General features: G+C 62.5%; 13 protein-coding genes. 5 read left to right on the top strand and 8 right to left on the bottom strand.

Going from position 1 to position 19,097, the window contains the following annotated elements:
• The first annotated feature begins 21 nt into the window (after nucleotides 1-21).
• Nucleotides 22-1,035, top strand: coding sequence for a LysR substrate-binding domain-containing protein (locus GRI97_RS12210; protein ID WP_161391444.1), 1,014 nt, complete (start codon nucleotides 22-24; stop codon nucleotides 1,033-1,035).
• 24 nt (nucleotides 1,036-1,059) lie between these two features.
• Here the strand turns inward: GRI97_RS12210 and GRI97_RS12205 are convergent, their stop codons facing one another.
• Nucleotides 1,060-1,794, bottom strand: a complete 735-nt coding sequence (locus tag GRI97_RS12205; RefSeq protein ID WP_161391443.1) for a GntR family transcriptional regulator — start codon at nucleotides 1,792-1,794, stop codon at nucleotides 1,060-1,062.
• A 41-nt stretch (nucleotides 1,795-1,835) separates the two neighbouring features.
• Complete coding sequence (locus GRI97_RS12200) at nucleotides 1,836-4,691, bottom strand: TonB-dependent receptor domain-containing protein (protein WP_161391442.1); 2,856 nt, start codon at nucleotides 4,689-4,691, stop codon at nucleotides 1,836-1,838.
• 440 nt (nucleotides 4,692-5,131) lie between these two features.
• On the opposite strand from GRI97_RS12200, the gene GRI97_RS12195 reads away from it, so the two are divergent.
• Together GRI97_RS12195 and GRI97_RS12190 are read left to right on the top strand one after the other, a co-directional pair.
• Nucleotides 5,132-6,643: a serine hydrolase domain-containing protein gene (locus GRI97_RS12195; RefSeq protein WP_161391441.1), complete on the top strand. Its 1,512-nt coding sequence runs from the start codon at nucleotides 5,132-5,134 to the stop codon at nucleotides 6,641-6,643.
• A 541-nt stretch (nucleotides 6,644-7,184) separates the two neighbouring features.
• Complete coding sequence (locus GRI97_RS12190) at nucleotides 7,185-7,679, top strand: hypothetical protein (RefSeq protein ID WP_161391440.1); 495 nt, start codon at nucleotides 7,185-7,187, stop codon at nucleotides 7,677-7,679.
• A 925-nt stretch (nucleotides 7,680-8,604) separates the two neighbouring features.
• On the opposite strand, the gene GRI97_RS12185 is transcribed toward GRI97_RS12190, so the two are convergent.
• The 3 genes from GRI97_RS12185 to GRI97_RS12175 form a co-directional block, all read right to left on the bottom strand.
• Nucleotides 8,605-8,796 carry a hypothetical protein gene (locus GRI97_RS12185; protein ID WP_161391439.1) on the bottom strand — a complete coding sequence of 64 codons (192 nt, stop codon included), beginning with the start codon at nucleotides 8,794-8,796 and terminating at the stop codon, nucleotides 8,605-8,607.
• A 1,499-nt stretch (nucleotides 8,797-10,295) separates the two neighbouring features.
• The gene (locus GRI97_RS12180; protein WP_161391438.1) at nucleotides 10,296-12,779 is read right to left on the bottom strand and encodes a TonB-dependent receptor; all 2,484 of its coding nucleotides are present in this window, start codon (nucleotides 12,777-12,779) and stop codon (nucleotides 10,296-10,298) included.
• A gap of 56 nt (nucleotides 12,780-12,835) precedes the next feature.
• A complete protein-coding gene (locus tag GRI97_RS12175; RefSeq protein ID WP_161391437.1) occupies nucleotides 12,836-14,191 on the bottom strand; it encodes an SMP-30/gluconolactonase/LRE family protein in 1,356 nt (451 codons plus the stop codon).
• A 235-nt stretch (nucleotides 14,192-14,426) separates the two neighbouring features.
• On the opposite strand from GRI97_RS12175, the gene copC reads away from it, so the two are divergent.
• Together copC and copD are read left to right on the top strand one after the other, a co-directional pair.
• Nucleotides 14,427-14,810, top strand: a complete 384-nt coding sequence (copC, locus tag GRI97_RS12170) for a copper homeostasis periplasmic binding protein CopC (protein ID WP_161391765.1) — start codon at nucleotides 14,427-14,429, stop codon at nucleotides 14,808-14,810.
• A 4-nt stretch (nucleotides 14,811-14,814) separates the two neighbouring features.
• Nucleotides 14,815-15,735 (top strand): copper homeostasis membrane protein CopD, encoded by a 921-nt coding sequence (gene copD / locus GRI97_RS12165; RefSeq protein WP_161391436.1) that lies wholly within the window; start codon nucleotides 14,815-14,817, stop codon nucleotides 15,733-15,735.
• 58 nt (nucleotides 15,736-15,793) lie between these two features.
• Here the strand turns inward: copD and GRI97_RS12160 are convergent, their stop codons facing one another.
• The 3 genes from GRI97_RS12160 to GRI97_RS12150 are packed head-to-tail and all read right to left on the bottom strand — an operon-like array spanning nucleotide 15,794 to nucleotide 18,939.
• A complete protein-coding gene (locus GRI97_RS12160) occupies nucleotides 15,794-17,407 on the bottom strand; it encodes a GMC family oxidoreductase (RefSeq protein ID WP_161391435.1) in 1,614 nt (537 codons plus the stop codon).
• Nucleotides 17,404-18,381, bottom strand: a complete 978-nt coding sequence (locus GRI97_RS12155) for a glutathione S-transferase family protein (RefSeq protein WP_161391434.1) — start codon at nucleotides 18,379-18,381, stop codon at nucleotides 17,404-17,406. The genes GRI97_RS12160 and GRI97_RS12155 overlap by 4 nt, the downstream gene beginning before the upstream one ends.
• A 15-nt stretch (nucleotides 18,382-18,396) precedes the next feature.
• Complete coding sequence (locus GRI97_RS12150) at nucleotides 18,397-18,939, bottom strand: hypothetical protein (RefSeq protein WP_161391433.1); 543 nt, start codon at nucleotides 18,937-18,939, stop codon at nucleotides 18,397-18,399.
• Nucleotides 18,940-19,097: the final 158 nt, after the last annotated feature.

Here is a 19,097-nt window from a genome sequence, read left to right as displayed (position 1 = left end):
TCGGGCGCAAAGGCCGGCGGCATGAATTTCCAGCAATTGCGCTATATCCGCGCGGCGGTTCAGCATGATCTGAACCTGACACGGGTCGCCAATGAGCTGTTCACATCCCAATCGGGGGTGAGCAAGCAGATCCGCGAGCTGGAGGCCGAGCTGAAGATGGACATCTTTGTGCGGCGGGGGAAACGGCTGGTCGGGCTGACCGAAGCCGGCCGCAGCGCGGCGACGGTGATCGACCGCCTGCTGCAGGAAGCCGAAAACCTGAAACGGCTGTCCGACCAGTTCATCGGCGAGGATCACGGCCGGCTGGTGATCGCAACCACGCACAACCAGGCCAATTACGTGCTGCCGCCGGTGCTGATGCGCTTTGCCGCCGAATATCCCGATGTCGAGGTGGAACTGCGCCAGGGCACGCCGACCATGGCGGCGGAAATGCTGCTGCATGGGGAGGCCGATCTGGCGGTGGCGACCGAGGCGATCGACCGGCATGCCGGGCTGAACACCTTCCCCTGTTTCAGCTGGGACCATGTGGCGATCGTGCGCCATGGGCATCCGCTGTCCCGGATAGCGTGCCCCACCCTGGCCGATCTGGCCGCCCATCCGATCATCACCTACACCCCGGAATTCAGCGGACGGTCGAACATCGATGCCGCCTTTGCCGAGGCCGGGATCAAGGCCGATATCCGGCTGGCAGCGGTGGATGCGGATATCATCAAGACCTATGTCCAGCTGGGCATGGGGGTCGGGATCGTGGCGCAGATGGCGATCACCAATGATCCGCGCGATGCCTTCGTCACCATTGCCGGATCGAGCCGGTTCTTCCGCCCGTCCAGCACCAAGGTGGCGGTGGCGCGGGGATCGTTGCTGCGCAGCTATGCCGTGCGGTTGATCGCCATGCTGGCGCCGCATCTGGACCTGCGCCGGCTGACCGCCAGCGAGCAGGCGCCGCAATCGGATATCCTGCCCGCACTCAGCCCGTTTTCGCAGCGGCCGGATTTGCATGTTCAGCCGGAGCTGATGCACGCCGGCCAGGCGTGAGAGCGTAGCCGGAGCTGACCCCGGTCAGGCCGGGCCCAGCCGGGGCATCAGCGTTTCGGCGCAATCGCGCAAATCTGCCACGATGGCCTGGCGCGCGGCTTCGCCATCCCGCCGGTCGATGGCATCCAGCACGGCCCAATGGATCGGCATGGACTCGATCAAGCTTTCCCGATCCGGCATCATCTGGCGGACATAGGGACCGATGCGCAGCCAGCGCATTTCGATGAATTTCATCAGCGTGGGCTGACGGCTCGCCGCGTAGAGCGTGGAATGGAAGGTCCAGTTTTCCGTCACATAGCAGTCGCGATCATAGTCTTCGGCCGCCGCCGCCATGCCGGTGCAGGAAGCGCGCATGATTGCAGCCTCTTCCGCGGTGATATGGCTGCAGGCGCGGAAGGCGGCGTATCCTTCCAGCAGGACGCCGATATCGAGCATTTCCTGATATTCGGCCTGGGACATTTCCGGGATCACCAGCGTCCGCTTGCCGCCACGGGCCACCAGGGCGCCGGCGATTTCGAGCCGTTGCAGCGCCGAGCGGGCCGGCATCGGACTGGTGCCCAGGGCTTGGGCCACGGCGCGGATGGTGATCGGGGTGCCCGGCCGGAACATGCCGCCCATCACCGCATCGCGCAGCTGATCATAGATCTGGTTCTGCAGGGTGGAGCGATCGACCGGGGCGAACTGGACGGCGGAGACCTGGGTCCCCGCCGCCGGTTGGCCCGCCTGAAGCAGCAGCCCTATGGCATCATCATGCATCATACAGAGGACTTATGCCCGGTTCAGGGGGTAATCCAACCCCATCAGAACCTGTGGTTCAGAACGGCGAGGAAAGTGGTCCCCAGATTGGGATAGATCGAGGCTTCATTGATGCCCTGGTGGATATTCGCCCCGCGTGCCGGCGGCTTCACATCGAACAGATTGTTGACGTTGAGCCGGATGCTGGACTGTTCCGTCACATCGAAGGCAATCGACAGATCGTTGATCAGATAGCTGCCGGTTTTCGGCAGATCGAACTGATCGGCCGGGCGCCCGGCGGCGATGTTGATCGATCCGTTGACGTCCGTGCTCTGGATATAGCGCGAACGCAGGGTGAAGCCCCAGCGATCGAGCGACCAGGTGACAGCCGACTGCAGCTGCAGCTTGGGATCACCCAGATAACCTTCGCGCTGATTTTCGGATGACGGATTGTTCGCATCGGTCAGTTCGCGCAGCTTGAGCAGATAATTGCCGGTCAGGCTGAGATCGAGCGCGCCCGGCAGGCCATCGGCAATGTCCGCCAGATCGGTGCGATAGGCGATGGTGAAATCGATGCCCTGGGTTTCGATCGCACCGATGTTGAGGGATGTCGCCACGACATTGGTAATCCCCCTGGTCGCCGGATCACGGGTGATCAGATTGCAGAGCGGATTGGCGGAGGGAGCGTCGGGCAGATCGACGCAATTGTTGAGGATGGTGGCGATCGGGATGGAGCCGATCGCGTCCTTGATCTGGATATCGTAATAATCGGCCGTGATCGTCAGCCCGCGCGCGAAAGTGGGCTGCAACACCGCGCCTACCGTCCAGGTGTACGCGGTTTCGACATCCAGCTGCGGATTGCCGCCCACGCGGGTGGCCGTGGTGCGGCCATTGGTGGGCGCGTTGAAATCCGCCGGAATGCCCAGCGCTGCACAATTGGCCGCGCGATTGGCGGTCTGATCGCGGAAAGCGGCATCGCAGGGATCCTGCACGAAGCTGAAGCTCTGGTTCGCGGGCGAGAACAGTTCCGAGACATTGGGCGCGCGCACGGATTTGGAGCGCATGGCGCGCAGCCGCAGCCATTCAAACGGGCTGTAGACGCCGCCGATGTTCCACGAGGTATGGGTGCCGTTGATATTGTAATCAGACACGCGCCCGGCGGCCTGCAGCGTCAGTTCGCGACCGATGACGGAATCGGCCAGCAAGGGGATGCGCAGTTCGCCGAAGGCTTCCTTCACGGAAATCGTGCCGGAGACCGGGGCTTCCTGCGGGTAGTAGGTCCGGCCTGACTGCAAGGCGGCCGAAGGCTGGGTGCGCGCCTTGTTTTCCCGCGCTTCGATCCCGAAGGCGGCCTTCACCGGGCCGGCAGGCAGATCGACCACGGTGCCGTTGATGCTGCCCCCGCCCATCAGCGCGGATACGGTAGACCGGTAGACATCGTTGAACAGGCTGTAAGCGATGCCATCCGGGGTGGCGGAGGGGTTGAACACATTGAGCGGGGTGCAGCCTGCCGCGCGGGCCGCCGCATCGGCGCAGACGATCTGGCCATCGAGCATGATGGCATCGACCGATTCCAGGAAGCGATCCTGATGGCGGCCGTTGAGCAGCTGGGTGTTGGCGCGGGTGTGGCCATAGCCGGCGAAGACTTCATACTGCCAGTCGCCGAACAGTTCCCCGTCCAGACCAGCGGTGTATTGCTGCATCAGGCGATCTGCATCGCTGCCGCGCCGGCCATATTCGTCATAGACGCGGTAGACGTTGAAGCTTTCGATCCCGGCCGCGCGGGCCGCCGTAGCGAAATCCTGCGGGACGAAGGGATTGTCCACGCTGATCGAGGGGGCGGCGTAGACGAAATCATCCGCCACCGGCTGCCAGAAAGACAGCACCTTGCTGTTCATGATGCGGGCTTCGACGAACAGCCGCGCGGCGGGGCTGAATTCGAAGCTGGCATTCAGCGACCCGCCGAAGCGTTCGATCGGCAACGAGAGATTGTCATATTGTTCGAAGAAGCCGCCATCGCCGCCGATGGTGCGGCCCGAACGATTGCCGATTTCGCCCAGATCATAGGGGCGGCTGGACAGGCCATCAGGCGTGAAAATCGTGTTGCCGAGCGAGGTGGTGGTGCTGGCCAGATGTGTCGGGCCGGAAAAGCGGATGCCCGGCACGGTGATGAAATTGGGAATCGAGTCATTGTTGCCGGTATTGGCCGGGTTGCTGATCGTGTTGATGCCGTTCACGGCATAGGAGCGGGCGGTCGCCTGCACCCCTTCGACATTGTCATAGATGACATTGGCGTTGATGTTGCCGCGGCCATCGGCGAAATTCCTGCCCGCGGTGACGCTGAGGCCGTAGGATTCCCCATCCCCGCGCGAAGTGATGCCGGCGGTGCCGCGCATTTCGAGCCCTTCGAAATCCTGCTTCGTAACGACATTTACCACGCCGCTGACCGCATCCGCGCCATAGACGGCGCTGGTGCCGCCGGTGACAATATCCACCCGTTCCACCAGCGCGGCCGGGATGGAATTGAGATCGATCGCGGCGGAGAGCGGCACGCCCGGCACCTGCCGGCGGCCATTGACCAGCACCAGGGTGCGGCCCGCGCCCAGGCGGCGCAGGTTGATGGCATTGATGCCGACGCTGGTGGCGCTGCGCTGCGTGTTCGCATCGTTCAGGCCGACGCCGATCTGCGGCATGTCCGTCAGGATATCGGCCAGATTGGGCTGACCGGTCTGGGCGATCATTTCCTCACTGACGGTGGCGACGGGCGCGACCGAGGCGATGGCGCTGTTACCGATGCGCGAACCGGTGACGACGATCGCATTGCTTTCCTCAGCCGCGACTGGGGCCGACTGCGCAAAGGCGGGGGTGCCTGACATCGCCGCGATGGCGATCAGCGAAACGGTGCAGAAATTCGACCTCATGTCTTAACTCCAGAACGCGGCACAATCCTGCACGGGTCTCTGCCCGCTTGCATGATCGGCGGCCTGCGGCCGCGCCCCTTCCCAAAACTCGCGCTTTGCCCGATTGCGCGATGCATTCCTTTATGCTTTGTGATCACAAAGATCAAAATACAAACATGACGTCAAGCATAGATCAAAAATCGGTCAATGATCACGGGTAGGCACAGAGACACTCACCGCGCGGACATCAGCTCGCAAGGGTTGGTTTTACGCCATTTCTTCGCCCAGAGCCGGCATGTGGCCTGATCGCCTTGTTGCATGGCTGCACCATCGAAAGGTAGATTTGAAAAACAAGCCACCAAACAGAATATTTTGATCTTTTGCTGCACATTTTCCTGATTTTCCGCCTCAAAGCATCACGCAATCGTCAATTTTCTCATTTCCGCATGGAGAATCCATCAATGATCAAGGCCAGCCACATCGCCCTCGCCCTGCGCGCCTCGATTCTGCCGTTCCTGGCCCTGCCCGCCGCCTTGCAGGCACAGGCACCTACGCAGGTCGCAGCGCCTGCAACGGCAGCGACACCGGCACAGGATGCAAAGGAGCAGGAACAGCAGGAGGCCTTCGCCGTGATCGATGGCTGGCTGAAAGCGATGACCGCGTTCCGCCAGGTGCCGGGCCTGTCAGCCGGCGTGGTATCGGGCGATGATCTGATCTGGTCGGCCGGATATGGGCATGTGGATGCGGCGGGCAAAATGCCGGCCACGCCCGCCACCGTCTATCCGATCTGTTCGATATCCAAGCTCTACACCGCGATCGCCACCATGCAGGAGGTGGAGGCCGGCCGGCTGCAGCTGGACAAGCCGCTGACCGATGCCCTGCCTTGGGCCCAATTCCATGAAGTGGACCCGGCGAGCGGGCCGGTGACCCTGCGTGGATTGCTGACCCATGGCGCCGGCGTGCCGCGCGAGCCGGGGTTTGAATACTGGGCCCCGCCCTTCACATTTCCGACGCGGGATCAGGTGCGGGCAACCTTCGCCGGTGAAGGCCAGACGCGGCTGTATGGCGGGTTCACCCATTACCAATACAGCAATCTGGGGCTGACCCTGGCGGGCGAGGCGGTGGCGGCATCGAGCGGACAATCCTATGCCGATTATGTCACCCTGCATATATTGCAGCCGCTGGGCCTGAGCCACACCACCCCCTTCCTGCCGGCCGAGGCGATCGGCCGGGGCAAGGCGGTGGGCCACGGCTTTCCCAAGCGGGACGGCACGCGGGATGAATTGCAGCCCTTCAATGCGGAGGGGATCACGCCCGCCGCCGGCTTTGCCAGTTCGGTGGAGGACATGGCGAAATTCGCCGCCTGGCAGTTCCGCCTGCTGCGCACGGGCGACACCGAAGTGCTGACCAGCGGAACCCTGCGTGACATGCAGCGCATCCAGTTCGTCGATCCGGATTCCGATCTGACGCGCGGATTGGGTTTCGGGGTCTATCGCGAAGGCAGGAAGAGCTATGTCGGGCATAGCGGCGAATGCCCGGGCTTCTTCTCCCAGATCCTGATGCACAATCCGTCCGAAACCGCCTTGATCGTGATGATGAATGCGGCTGAACCCTCCCGCCCATACATCAATGCGATCTTCGGCATTCTGGACAAGCGGCGCGGCTTTGCCTTCAAGGGCGGCGCCCCGATGGCGATGGATCTGGCCCCGTACAAGGGATTGTATTCGGCGCAGCCCTGGGGATCGGAACGGATGGTGATGCCCTGGGCCGGTGGGCTGGCCGTGCTGGGCCTGCCGAATATGAACCCCAGCGATGGATTGAGCTTCCTGAAGCCTGTTGCCCCCGACCAGTTCCGCCGCGTGCGCGACGATGGCAGCGAGGCGGAACTGGTGCAGTTCGAACGCGGCGCGGATGGCAAGGTGACGCGGCTGGTCTGGCATGCGACACCTTCCGTGCGGATCGGCGATTTGTAAGTTTTGGATCGGTCTAGGGAGGCGAAGGGCGGATGTCTGGGTGACGGGTATCCGCCCGTTGACGGCCCGGCTGGACGAGGAGGACCGCGATGTGGCCAGCAGAATAAAAGCGGCAGCTAAGGAGCTGACCGCCAACCCGTGGTTTCCAGATGGGAGAAGAAAGCGTCGATGGCTTCGGGAGCCAGTTCCAGTTGGACGCGGCATCCTCCCTTTGAATGCTCCTCAAGGATTGCGATCTCGCTCGCCCCAGGTGCGCCGCGGCTTCAACCCCACAATTAGTATTGTGTCCCCAGAACTCCCACAGGCATTTCGAACCATCGCTCATGCCAGCGGGTTTTTGGGAAATTGCAATTAGGTATTGTATCCTTGGAATAAATCTATCATTTTCGTCACTTACTGGGTTTGCCCAATCGCTGGTGAGGAGGAATGGTGTATCCAATTTATGAGGACAATATTATGCGTTAACTGAGACGCCGGCATCAGACAAAGATATCGATAATTTTCTTAAAAAAGATAATCTCTGCTAAATATCGAGTGATTCATGAAGAAAGCTGCCTTACTCATATTATTGGCATCCGCTGGCTGTGGCGTCGGAAATAATGACGGCAAAGAGAGCTGCGAGCGAGGCTCTTTGACTCAACAAGAACTTGCAGGAACTTTAATAAAATTGCAAGATTCAAATATTAAGAAAATTGATGAAATGTTTCAGGGTGTAGTCGATGACCATGCAAATGGACGGGATTCGTTTGAGGCGACCCTTGATATGAGGTCGCGATTTGAATTAAAGGATGTTGAGGGATACGAGTGGCATGCTGTTAAGGTTTTCGGTTTTTTTGGTGAAAATAGGGAAGATTCCCTAAATTATTATGATTTGTATTCAAATATAATTATATATTATTTTCCAGAATCAAAGAACGCAGTCATATCTACTGCCACTCCGCACTCAAATGCAGTGACGCCATCATCTTTTTGGTCTTTTGTTAATCTTCCGGAGGATATGCAAAAAGTCAGTTTTGAATGTGCTAGGTTCGAATAGAGCATAACAAAAAATTATGATAAGAAAATATCCTACAAAACTATTTCGCATCGATTTCAGACTATATAATTAGAAGTTATGTTTTTGTATAAAATTATTCTCATTTATTAATATATGAAATTCCGGCGGCACAATATTCAACTCACCCCGCAATCACAGACGTTTCAAGCCATCGCCCATGGCAGCAGGTTTAGTGAAATCGCAATTAGGTATTGCGTCCCCGGAACTCGATGACGCGGCTGGTCTGGCATGCGACGCCGTCCGTGCGGATCGGCGATTTGTAGGTTTCGGATCGCGCCAGCCAGATGCGAGAGAAAAGAAGGCCAAATATCCGGTTGCAGCCAAGCGCCTGCGCGTACAGGCGGCACCGTATTAGCGCCGCATTGAGGGCACGGTCGATCCGCCCATCACCAATGGGATCGCCCCGCCAACGATACAGGGATTGCGAGGGATGATCTGGGCGCCGATGGAGACACCAGTTCTGAAACTTCACCCGTCATGACATGTAGGTAAAGGATCGTGGATGGGTGGTGAACGCATAATCGGTAGGCCGCTGACGACGCTAGCGCTAGACTGAAGCGATGACGAACCGAGTTGAACCCACCAATGATGAAGTGGAGAGCGAGCGTGGGCGTGTCGCTCTATGGTTGGACCCGTCTGACGTAGATTGGTTATCGCGTAGGTGCGACTGTCCAGAGGACGCCAGCGAAGAGCAGCATGAACGGTGCGCGCGTGTCCGTTTTCGCGCTCGGGCAGCACTTCACAAAGCTGGCCTAACTGAAGGCTGACTTTTTGCCTAAGTTCCGGGACGCAATACTCAATTCACCCCACTCTCGCGCATCGGCTTCAGCTCCACAATTGGTTATTGTATCGACATAACATCTTATTCGGGCAAATTCGCCGAGACTGCGAACGGCGCGTTTGGTCACTCCTGTTTGTAGAAAGTGTGCCCACGATTATCTGGTTTCAGCAGGCGGTAGATGGGCGCTGATGCGGTTTCCTCTGCCTCCAGTTCCAGCGTAACCGCCCCCGCCGTGACCCAGCCAGTTTGCCTGTCCAGGTTTTCCCGAACACGTCGGAATGCGATTTCCTGAGCGTTGCGGATCGTCGATGCCAACACATAGCGATGGCAGTAAACCCCGTCGGCTTAAAAGCCTCACTATCACCCTCAGGTGACGGCGAAACCGCGCTCCTATCCAGCCGGCCATGCACAAGGACATAATAGCACTTCGTGCGGGCAGGATGCTCAGTTCCTGCGATAGACACAATAGCAACGACGGCCTTTGACGTGGTGCCTGTCGATTGACTCAATGCTGTTTTTTGCAGGCAGGTTCGAGTTCGCGGAACACGATGTTCACATCACCCTGTCATCGCGTATTGGTTGCCGCGCAGGCACCAGGCATTGTGCACCTGCAATATTCAGGCACCCACTTCTCATCCCGCTTAAATGGTGCAGTCAAAGCGCCAGACAGCCCACTGTGAATGAGGGGGAAGCAAGCCTGCGCCCGCCCCTGCGGCGGTGGCTGCATGGATACCGGATCAAGTCCGGTATGACGGTGTGAGTCGGCGATGGGTTGCGATTCCTGTCTGGTCGAGCATCGCCGGGACTTGCACCGGATTTGCCCTTGCCTCGTGGCGCGGCCTTCGACGGGCTCAGGCTGCGCGGATGGTTTTGCAAAAACTCCAGGGACACAATACCCACCCCACCATCACGTCTCGGTTTCCGTGCAGGCATCAGGTATTGTGCCCCTGCAATATTCCGGCACACACTTCTCATCCCGCTCGGATGGTGCAGTCAAAGCGCCAGACTGCACATTGTGAATGAGGGGGAGGCGAGCCTGCGCCTGACCCTGCGGCGATGGCTGCATGGATACCGGATCAGGTCCGGTATGACGGTGTGAGTGGGCGATGGGTTGCGATGGCTGTCTGGCCGAGCATCGCCGGGATCTGTGCCGTGCTGGCCATCGGATCATGGCGCGTGGCCTTCGACGGGCTCAGGCTGCGCGGATGGTTTTGCAGAAATTCCAGGAACAAAATACCCAACTCATCCAACAATCACGGTTTCCGCGCAGGCATCAGGAATTATGCACCTGCAATATTCCGGCATCCACTTCTCATCCCGCTCGGAGGTGCGGTCAAAGCGCCAGGCTGCCCACTGTGAATGAGGGGGAAGCGAGCCTGTGCCTGACCCTGCGGCGATGGCTGCATGGATGCCGGATCAAGTCCGGCATGACGGTGTGGGTGGGCGATGGGTTGCGATTGCTGTCTGGCCGAGCATCGCCGGGATCTATGCCGTGCTGGCCTTCGCATCATGGCGCGTGGCATTCGACGGGCGCAGGCTGCGCGGATGGTGTCGCAGAGCGAAAGGCGGCTGTTCGCAATTTCTGCAGCGCCCTGCCCAACTTGCCCGAAGTTGGTGCCCCAAGCAAACATGGCGCGGTGCCTCTGCCCTTCAGCGCGAGAAGAAGGGCGGATATCCGGTTGGAGGATATCCGCCCGCAGTTGAACCCGGATGGACAAAGAGGACCGGCGCGAGGCCGGGACACCGGGTATCATGTCGCATGGGCCGGACCGGTGCCCACCTTCCGGACCATGCGACATGAAGGGGAACGGGGATCAGAAGCTGGCCCTAACCACCGCGCTGATCTGGCGGCGGGGGCCGATGCCGTCGAAGCCGACCGGAGCGTTGTTGCTGAAATCATTGACGCTGGTGGTGTAATGCACATCGAACAGGTTCTTGGCGGCGATGCCGATCTGGGTGCGGACACCGCCGATCTCCGTGATCACGCCCGCGCCCGCATCGGTCAGATGATAGGCACCCTGCCAGCCATAGGGGGACAGCAGCTGTTCCAGATTGTGCGATGAGCGATAGGTGTTGTTGCCCCAGGCGTAGAGCGACAGGCCGGAACTGCCGATTTCGCGTTCGAAATTGAAGCCCAGAATGCCGGTCCACTTCGGGGCGCCGACGATCTGGCGCCCGGTGTTGTCGCAGCTGACGACCGAGGACGGGAAGGACCGGGGGCAGGTGGCGTTGGCCCAGTCCGAATAGGTTGCGTCATTGTAGGCACCGCCGAAGTTGATCGTCAGCCCGTCAAACGGGGTGAGCGCGGCATCGAGTTCCACGCCCTGGGCGCGCAGCTTGGGGATGTTGCCGAGCACGGAGCTGAAGCCGGTGGCCGCGGTGGGATCGGCGATATTGGTGACCGCCTGATAGTTGCGGACCTGGGTGTGATAGAGATTGGCGTTGAATTGCAGCACGCGGCCGAACAGCTGGCCCTTGATGCCGAATTCGAAATCCGTCGTTTCTTCCGGCGCGACATTGCGGCGGGTGCCGTTGTTGTCGAAGGCGACCGCGCCCGATTTGCCGCCGCCGCTGGCCGACGCATAGAGCAGCACGTCATCGGCGAGCTGATAGCTGGGGTTGATCAGCCAGGCGAAGGCGCCGTCATCGATCGGTTCCCCGATGACGGTGGCATAGGGCGTGTTGAGCTGCGTGGCGCGGATCGCATCGGCGGTGGCGTTGCCGGTGGAGACCAGCGGCGATCCGTCTTCGCGCCCGATGGTGCGGGTGATGGTGCTGGTTTTCTGTTCGCGGGTGTAGCGGATGCCGGCGGTCAGCGTGGCGCGATCGGTGAGTTTCCAGTTCGCCTGCGCAAACACGGCCTGGCTGTTGGAAATCGGATGCTGATTGGTGACGCTGCGCGTGCCCGCCAGCGAGGCCTGCAGCAATTCCCAGCCCGCCGGAGTGTTAAGCGCGGCATATTGGGCATGGGTGGCGAAGAAAGCGCCGGCATCGGGGCCAAAACGGCTGCGGCCGTTGCTGTCGGTTTCGATCCGCATCAGATAGATGCCGGCCTGATAATCGATGCTGTCGGTCACATCGCCGGTGAAGCGCAATTCCTGAGACAGCTGCTGCGTGGTCACCAGCGTGCCGCTGCGCGAGATGGCGAAGCGGGTCTGTTCCTGATCATTGGTGGCGTTGAAATAGAACCAGCGCGCCGCCGTGATCGATTTGATTTCCAGCGCGCCGACATCCCAGGTGGCGACGGCCGAGCCGCCATAGTTGCGGGTGACGAGCGGCAGCGCCTCATCGATATCGATGGTGTTCCATGACCCGATGGTGGGCTGATACCCGCCGAAATAGCTGCGCGCGAGGCGGGTGCTGTAGGTGGTTCCGCGCACCGAGCCATCGTTCAGCGTGGCCGGATCGACCATGAAGGGCTTGGTGTTGCTGTTCTCGTTCGTTTCGGCGAAATCGGCGTTCAGGCGGAGGGAGAAATTGTCTGCCGGTTCGAGCAGCAATTGCACCCGGCCGCCATAGCGGTTCTGTTCATGCCAGCGCCCGCCGACGGCCGGATTGGTGTTGAAGATGTCCCCATCCTGCTTGTCCACGAAGAAGGAGGCGCGGAAGGCGAGCAGATCGGGCGCGAGCGCATCGGAGAAGGAACCGCGGGCGCGGAAGGCCGGCTGGCTGAGCCCGCCTTCCAGTTCCAGCGAAGCCTCCGGCGCAAAAGACGGCGCCTTGCTGGTGTAGCGGATGACGCCGAGCGAGGTGTTCTTGCCCAGCAAGGTGCCCTGCGGCCCGCGCAGGATTTCGACCTGCGCGAGATCGGTGAAATCCTGATAGGTCATGCCGACATGGCCGAGGAAGACGTCGTCGACGATCACGCCGACGGCGGCCTCCATATTGTCATTGCCGCTGGTCTTGCCGATGCCGCGCAGCGACACGCCGGTGCGGCGGGCGTTGGGCGTGGTGGCGGTGAGGCCGGGGGCGCGCTGGCTGATATCGGCGATGGTCAGCACCCGCTGCTGCTGCAGGGTTTCGGCGCCGAGCACCGAGATCGGGATCGGCACGTCTTCCAGCCGTTCCTGACGATTGCGGGCCATGACGAGGATGGCGTTGCCGTTGCGCTCTGCCTCTTCGGCGGCGGCGGCTTCTGCGGCGGCATCATCGGCTGCCGCAGTGAGGGCGGTTTCTGCGGTGGCGTCCTTTGCGGATGCGATCTGCGGTGTGGCCCCGGCGATCAGGGCTACGAGGGCGGCATTGGCAAGCCACAGGGCGCGCGATTCCAGCGCCGCGCGAGGCGGTTTTGCGAGCATGGTATGGTCTTTCAAAAGGGGCCGGCCAAACGGATGCGTCCCGGGCCGGCGGAAACTCACTTGCCGGGTCGGTCGACGCCCCGGGTCTGCGTGGCGATGCGATAGACAGAGCCGCGCCCGACCACATAAAGCTGCGCCCGGTCGGCGCCGCCGAAGGCCAGGTTCTGCGGCTGTTTCGGCAGAGCGATCACGCCCAGGCCTTCGCCGGTGGGGGAGAACACCTCCACCCCTGCGCTGCTGGCGACATAGACCCTGCCCGTTGCATCGACAGCAATGCCATCCGCACCGCTGACCGGCCCGTCGGGCGTGGTCTTGAACCCGGCCAGGCGGGCGAAGTTGCCCCGGCCCGAAACGCTGCCATCGCGGGCGACATCATAGGCGATCAGATGTTCGCCCCAGCTGTCTGCCACATAGAGCGTCTTTTCATCGGCGCTGAGGGCCACGCCATTGGGGCGCGGGATATCATCGGCGATCAGGGTGACCGCGCCGCGCGGGCTGAGGCGGTAGAAGCCGGTCTGCACCGGCGGCGAGGATGCGCGGGTGCCAGCGGGAGGTGCGACGCCGGGATCGGAGAAATAGATGTCCCCCGTGCGGGCCAGCGCCAGATCATTGGGGCGGCTGAAGGGCTTGCCGGAGAAATCGCCGGCCAGCACCTGCGCCGTGGGCTGCAGCCGGGCGACGCGCGGGGTGGCGGTCTGCACCGCGACCAGTTCGCCCTTGGCGCCGATGGCCAGCGAATTGGCGCCGCCCGATGGTGCGAGATAGGTGGACACGCTGTTGTCCGGCGCGATGCGGATCAGCCGGTCGGCGCGGTTTTCGGTAAAGACGATCGAGCCGTCGGGCAGCGCGACCGGCCCTTCGGTGCCGTCGAACCCTTCGCGAATGACCTCCACCCTGGTGCCCTGCGCCACGACGCCGGCGATGGCCGGGGTGAGGAAGGTGCGGCCATAGAGCGTGCCGCCCTGCGCGGCGTAATCTTCCACCCCGACGGCGCCGATTACGGTGTAGCCCTGCCCCGACAGCCAGGCGGCGGCCCGGCGGGCGCGGCCGGCGTGGTTGGACAGGGTGACGATGCGCCGATCGCGCGGGATATAGGCGGCGAAGCGATCGAGTTCGGACGCCTGGATGTTCAGATAGACCGGCACGCTGCCGATGGTGGCGATCTCATCGGCGCGGCGCACGTCGATGAAGACGACATCGCCGGGCGCGGCGATCAGCTGATCGATCTGTTCGCGGGTCAGGCCGGGCGCGGCGGGGGCTGCCTGCGCAGGCGCGGTTTGTGCTGCGGCGGCCGCGGTTTGTGCTGCGGCGGGCGCAATGGCCATTCCGGCAAGCCCCAGCATCATCGCAGCGAGTACCCCGCGCGAGGAAGTGATGGCAAACAATCCCGGAACGCGAACTGACACAGACATGGACGACCCTCATTTGACTCTGAGGGTGGGGGATATTTTCACCGGGGCGCGATTTGAACGAACATCTCCGCCTTTCGATAGTCCATCCGGTGCTTAGGATGTTGCAGCTTCATCGCCAATTCAGCGGTGCTGCGCCAGAGATGCGCCGGACACCGCCATTCTTGTGCCGCGCCAACCTGCCGGTTAGGACGCCCGAGCGCACCGGATATGTTCGGGTGATGACAAGGAGTGAATGATGCGTCTGCCCAATTTCGCCTTCGCCCTGGCCGCTGCCGGCCTGATCATGCCGCAGATCGCACTCGCCCATACGCGGATGGTGTCTTCCACCCCCGCGGCCAATGCCGATGTCGCCGCGCCGACGACTATCGTGCTGCGTTTCAATGAGGCGCTGATCGCGCCGACCGCCAAGGCAGAGATCGCCATGACCGGAATGCCGGGAATGGCCAATCATGCGCCGAGCCCGATCACCGGATTTACCACGCAGCTGGCGCAGGATCGCAAATACATGACACTGCAGCTGGCCCGCCCGCTGGCCAAAGGCACCTATCGCGTGACCTGGTCTGCCGCCGGTGCCGACACCCACCGCATGAACGGGAATTTCAGCTTCACCGTGAAGTAAGCGGATGGAGAACCTGCCGGTCATCGCCATCCGCTTCGCGCTCTATGCGGTGCTGATGGTACTGGCCGGCCTGCCCGCCTTTTCGCTCTATGCCCTGCCCCAGCGGGAGCGCAGCGGTGCTGTGCTGCCGCTGACGGGCATTGCCGTGACCCTGGCATTGCTGGGTCTGCTGCTGTCCGCGCTGGGTATGATTGCCCTGGTTGCGGCAATGATGGGCACCGGGCTCTGGCCCGTCGATTGGGAGATGCTGGGCGGCGTGGTGCAGCAAAGCGCCATTGGCACCGCATGGATCGTGCGGATGGCGGCGCTTACCGTCGCGCTGCTGGCCGCGCTGGCGTTGCGACGGTTTCCGCTGCCGGCCCGGATCATGCTGGTGGCGAGCGCGGGCGTCGCCATCGTCACGCTGGTATGGACTGGCCACGCCGGCGCGAGCGAGGGCATGATTGGCACGATCCACCAGGTCAGCGATGCGGTGCATATGCTGGCAGCAGCGGTGTGGATCGGCGCGCTGGTGGGTTTCTGCCTGCTGCTGCAGCCCGGGCGCGCATCGCAGCCGCAGCGGGTTGCCATCGCCGCTCGCGCGCTGGAGCAATTTGCCCGCATCGGCACGATCGCCGTGCTGCTGATCGTGGCAACCGGGCTGATCAACGGAATCATCCTGCTGGGGCTGCCCAGCCTGGTGGCGCTGGTGGCGCTGGTGGCGTCTTTTTATGGCCAATTGCTGTTGGTCAAGCTGGCGCTGTTTGCCGCGATGCTGGGGCTGGCGGGCGCCAATCGCTGGCGCTTCACGCCGGGATTGCGGGCAGGACATGCGCCTGACTCGGCGCTGGGCCATTTGCGGCGTAGCCTGGCGCTGGAAACCGGCGCAGCATTGGCGATATTGGGTGTGGTGGCGTGGCTGGGAACGCTTGATCCGGGTGCGTGAGGCGACAGCGCTCGCTGTCACCTCACACTTTCACTTCGTTCTGCTGAACAATCCGGGCTCAGGCCGCGATCTTCGCCCTGACCGCGTCCAGCACCAGAGCGCTCGCGCGTTCGCCGATCATGATCGAGGTGGCGTTGGTGTTGCCCTGAGGGATAGTCGGCATGATGGAGGCGTCTGCCACCCAGAGGCCGTCCACGCCGCGCACCCGCACGTCGGGGCCGACCACCGCGTCGGGATCGCTCGCCGCGCCCATCTTTGCGGTGCCGACCGGGTGAAACATCGGCAGGGTGGCGAGGCCGACATAGCCGCGCAGCGCTTCGCGGCTGTCTGCCGCTGCGCCGGGGCGCACTTCGCCGGTGACCTGACCGGCGAGCGCCGACTGGCCCATGATGCGGCGGGCGATCTCGATCCCTTCGACCAGCTGCTGCGCGTCATCTTCCACGCCGAGCAGCTGGTGGTTGATCAGCGGCGGCGCATCGGGATCGGCTGAGCGGAGCGACAGCCGCCCGCGGGCTTCCGGCCGCATCAGGGCGATGAAGCTGGCGACCGAGCTTTCCTGACGGAGCGCCAGATTGCCCTGCGGCGTGACGTCGAAGGCGAAGGCGCTGAAGGCGATCTGCAGATTGGGCGCCGGCAGCCCCTCCCGGCTGGAAACGAAGGCCTGAGCATGGCCAATGCCGGTGGTGAGCGCGCCCTTGCGCGCAAAGAGGAACTTCAGCAGCTGACCGAAACCGGCCAGGCCCCGGGAATCATCGTTGAGCGTCTGGGCCGAGACATTGTTGACCAGATGGCAGCCGGGATGTTCCTGCAGATTGCCGCCGACGCCGGGCAGATCGGCCACCACGGAAATGCCATGTTCAGCCAGATGTGCCGCCGGGCCGATGCCGGAGAGCATCAGCAGACGCGGGGTGTTGAGCGCGCCGGCGCTGAGCACCACGCCATGACGGGAGGCGAGTTTCCGCACCTGCCCGCCCTGGCGGATGGTGACGCCGCTGACGCGGCCGTTCGAGGTTTCGATCTTCAGCACCTGGGCCTGGGTCAACACATCGAGCCCGGAGGGCTTGTTGCGCAGATAACCCGCCGCGGTCGAACAGCGCAGGCCGGCCCGCTGCGAGAGCTGGATGTGATCCACCCCTTCGTTCATCGCGCCATTGAGATCGGGCGAACGCGGATAGCCCGCCTGCTGCACGGCGGCGATCCAGTCCTCGGTGACCTGATAGCGCGAACGGATTTCGGAGACGGAGATCGGCCCGCCCTGCCCGCGCCATTCATCGGCGCCGCGTTCATTGTCTTCCATCCGGCGGAAGAACGGCAATACGCTGGCATAGTCCCAGCCGGTCGCGCCTAGGCGGGCCCATTGGTCATAATCCCAGCGGTGCCCGCGAATGAACATCATGCCATTGATCGAAGAGCCGCCGCCCAGCCGCTTGCCCGCGGGCCATACATCGGGACGCCCGCCCACGCTGGGATCGGGCTCCGCGCTGTAGCACCAGTCGAAATCGGGCTTGTGGACGATACCGCTCATCAAAGCGGGAACGCGCAGGCGGATATCGTCATAGGCCTTGCCCGCCTCCACCAATTGCACGCGCTGGCCCGCTTCCGCCAGCCGGGTGGCACAGGCCAGCCCGGCCGAGCCGCCACCGATCACGATAAAATCCGGTTCGCCTGTCATATGCCCCGTTCCCAAATCCCATTGCCCGGCAGGCGTTCGCGATCATGCGGGGTGGTCAGATCGACCCTGGGCCCGATGGCGACGATGCCGTGTTTGTCCGCTATCTGGTAATATCCCGAATGGATCAGGTCGAGCCGTACGGTTTCGGCAATCCCCGGCCATTGATAGAGTTCGCGCAGATAGTGACTGAGCGCCGGATATTCGTCGATCTTGCGCAGATTGCATTTGAACGCGCCGTAATAGCCGACATCGAACCGCACCAGCGTGGCAAAGGCGCGCCAATCCGCCTCCGTCAGCCATTCGCCCGCCAGATAGCGATGGGTGGCCAGATGCGCCTCCATCGTGTCGAGCGTGTCGAACACCTGGCAGACCGCCTCATCATAAGCATGCTGCGTGGCGGCGAAGCCGGAGCGGTAGACGCCATTGTTGAGGGTGGGATAGATCAGATCGTTCCAGCGATCGATCTGATCCCGCAGCGGCGCCGGGTAGAGATCGTGCCGGTTGCCGGTGATGCCATCGAAGGCGCTGTTGAGGATTCGGATAATCTCCGAACTTTCATTGTTGACGATCCGGCGGCTCTGCCTGTCCCACAGCACCGGCACGCTGACCTTGCCGGTATAGAGCGGATCATGTTCGACATAGAGGCGGTGGAGCGGATAGCCGCTCTCCACCGGTCCATCGGGGCCTTCATCGAACACCCAGCCCTGTTTGGGCAGGCCCGGCTGGGCGTAGCGGACATCGATCACATCGGTCAGCCCCTTGAGCGCCCGCCAGGCCAGCGTGCGCCCGGCCCAGGGGCAGACCCAGGCGACCCACAACTGATATCGCCCCGCTTGTGCCGGGAATTCAGCCGCCGGATCGGCGCTGATGGTACCGCGAAAGGCGCTGTCTTCCCGGCGGAAACGACCATCCTTGCCGGTTTCTTCCGCTGCAGGGGCGGTGTCGACCCATTCGCCCCTTACCAATTGTGCCATGCCTGTGCTCCTCGGTCAGCTGGCCGGCTTGTTCGGCACGGTGCGGATGATCGGGCGATCCTTCGCCGCTGCGCTGATGATCCCTTCCAGTTCCTCGATCGCCGGATAGCGGACGCGGCCGGATTCTTCGGTGCAGCCGGAATAGGTGCTGAGTTCGCCATTGCCGGCATCAGCGGTCCAGCGCAGCACGGCGGTTGGCATGTCGGTGACGTACATCTTGCATTCGAAACCATCGCTCTGCATCGCACGCACCAGCGCGGCCACACGGGCGGTCTGATCCGGGGTGAGCTGAAAACTGCGGATCTCGAAATCGAAATCCTGGAAGCTGCGCGGAGGCTGTTTGCCGGTCGCATATTCGCCGCTGCCATCCGCGTTCAGCGTCCACCAGGCGCGCTCGATCCCCCAGCTGGTGTGGGAATTGCGCAGGCTGGCGAACCATATGCCGCCCTGCGCGGCACTGGAGGAGCCGGACGGCGCGGGGGTCTGGCTCTCGCCAACGGCGCAGCCTGCCAGGCACAGAGTGATTGCGGCTGCAAGGGTGGCGATTTGCCGGTTCATGCGCGTCTCCATAATGAAGCGGATGCTGTTTTGCAGACCAGACTAGCTTTCGGGTGGGGCCCTGTCAGCCACGCATGCGCTCTGGCGCAAAATGCCATGGAGGCAAAACCTGATTGCACCATCGGCTTGCTTAGTCTGGCGGGGGCCATAAATCTGGC

The sequence above is a fragment of the Croceibacterium xixiisoli genome (assembly GCF_009827305.1).
GTDB classification, from domain to species: domain Bacteria; phylum Pseudomonadota; class Alphaproteobacteria; order Sphingomonadales; family Sphingomonadaceae; genus Croceibacterium_C; species Croceibacterium_C xixiisoli.
Note: the sequence above shows the minus strand (reverse complement) of the source record. Positions and strands in the feature narration are given on the sequence as shown.

What these genes read in the sequence shown, in the direction of transcription:
- GRI97_RS12210 (WP_161391444.1), top strand. Translation starts at nt 22, where the DNA reads ATGAATTTCCAGCAATTGCGCTATATCCGCGCGGCGGTTCAGCATGAT.
- GRI97_RS12205 (WP_161391443.1), bottom strand. Translation starts at nt 1,794, where the DNA reads ATGATGCATGATGATGCCATAGGGCTGCTGCTTCAGGCGGGCCAACCG.
- GRI97_RS12200 (WP_161391442.1), bottom strand. Translation starts at nt 4,691, where the DNA reads ATGAGGTCGAATTTCTGCACCGTTTCGCTGATCGCCATCGCGGCGATG.
- GRI97_RS12195 (WP_161391441.1), top strand. Translation starts at nt 5,132, where the DNA reads ATGATCAAGGCCAGCCACATCGCCCTCGCCCTGCGCGCCTCGATTCTG.
- GRI97_RS12190 (WP_161391440.1), top strand. Translation starts at nt 7,185, where the DNA reads ATGAAGAAAGCTGCCTTACTCATATTATTGGCATCCGCTGGCTGTGGC.
- GRI97_RS12180 (WP_161391438.1), bottom strand. Translation starts at nt 12,779, where the DNA reads ATGCTCGCAAAACCGCCTCGCGCGGCGCTGGAATCGCGCGCCCTGTGG.
- GRI97_RS12175 (WP_161391437.1), bottom strand. Translation starts at nt 14,191, where the DNA reads ATGTCTGTGTCAGTTCGCGTTCCGGGATTGTTTGCCATCACTTCCTCG.
- copC (WP_161391765.1), top strand. Translation starts at nt 14,427, where the DNA reads ATGCGTCTGCCCAATTTCGCCTTCGCCCTGGCCGCTGCCGGCCTGATC.
- copD (WP_161391436.1), top strand. Translation starts at nt 14,815, where the DNA reads ATGGAGAACCTGCCGGTCATCGCCATCCGCTTCGCGCTCTATGCGGTG.
- GRI97_RS12160 (WP_161391435.1), bottom strand. Translation starts at nt 17,407, where the DNA reads ATGACAGGCGAACCGGATTTTATCGTGATCGGTGGCGGCTCGGCCGGG.
- GRI97_RS12155 (WP_161391434.1), bottom strand. Translation starts at nt 18,381, where the DNA reads ATGGCACAATTGGTAAGGGGCGAATGGGTCGACACCGCCCCTGCAGCG.
- GRI97_RS12150 (WP_161391433.1), bottom strand. Translation starts at nt 18,939, where the DNA reads ATGAACCGGCAAATCGCCACCCTTGCAGCCGCAATCACTCTGTGCCTG.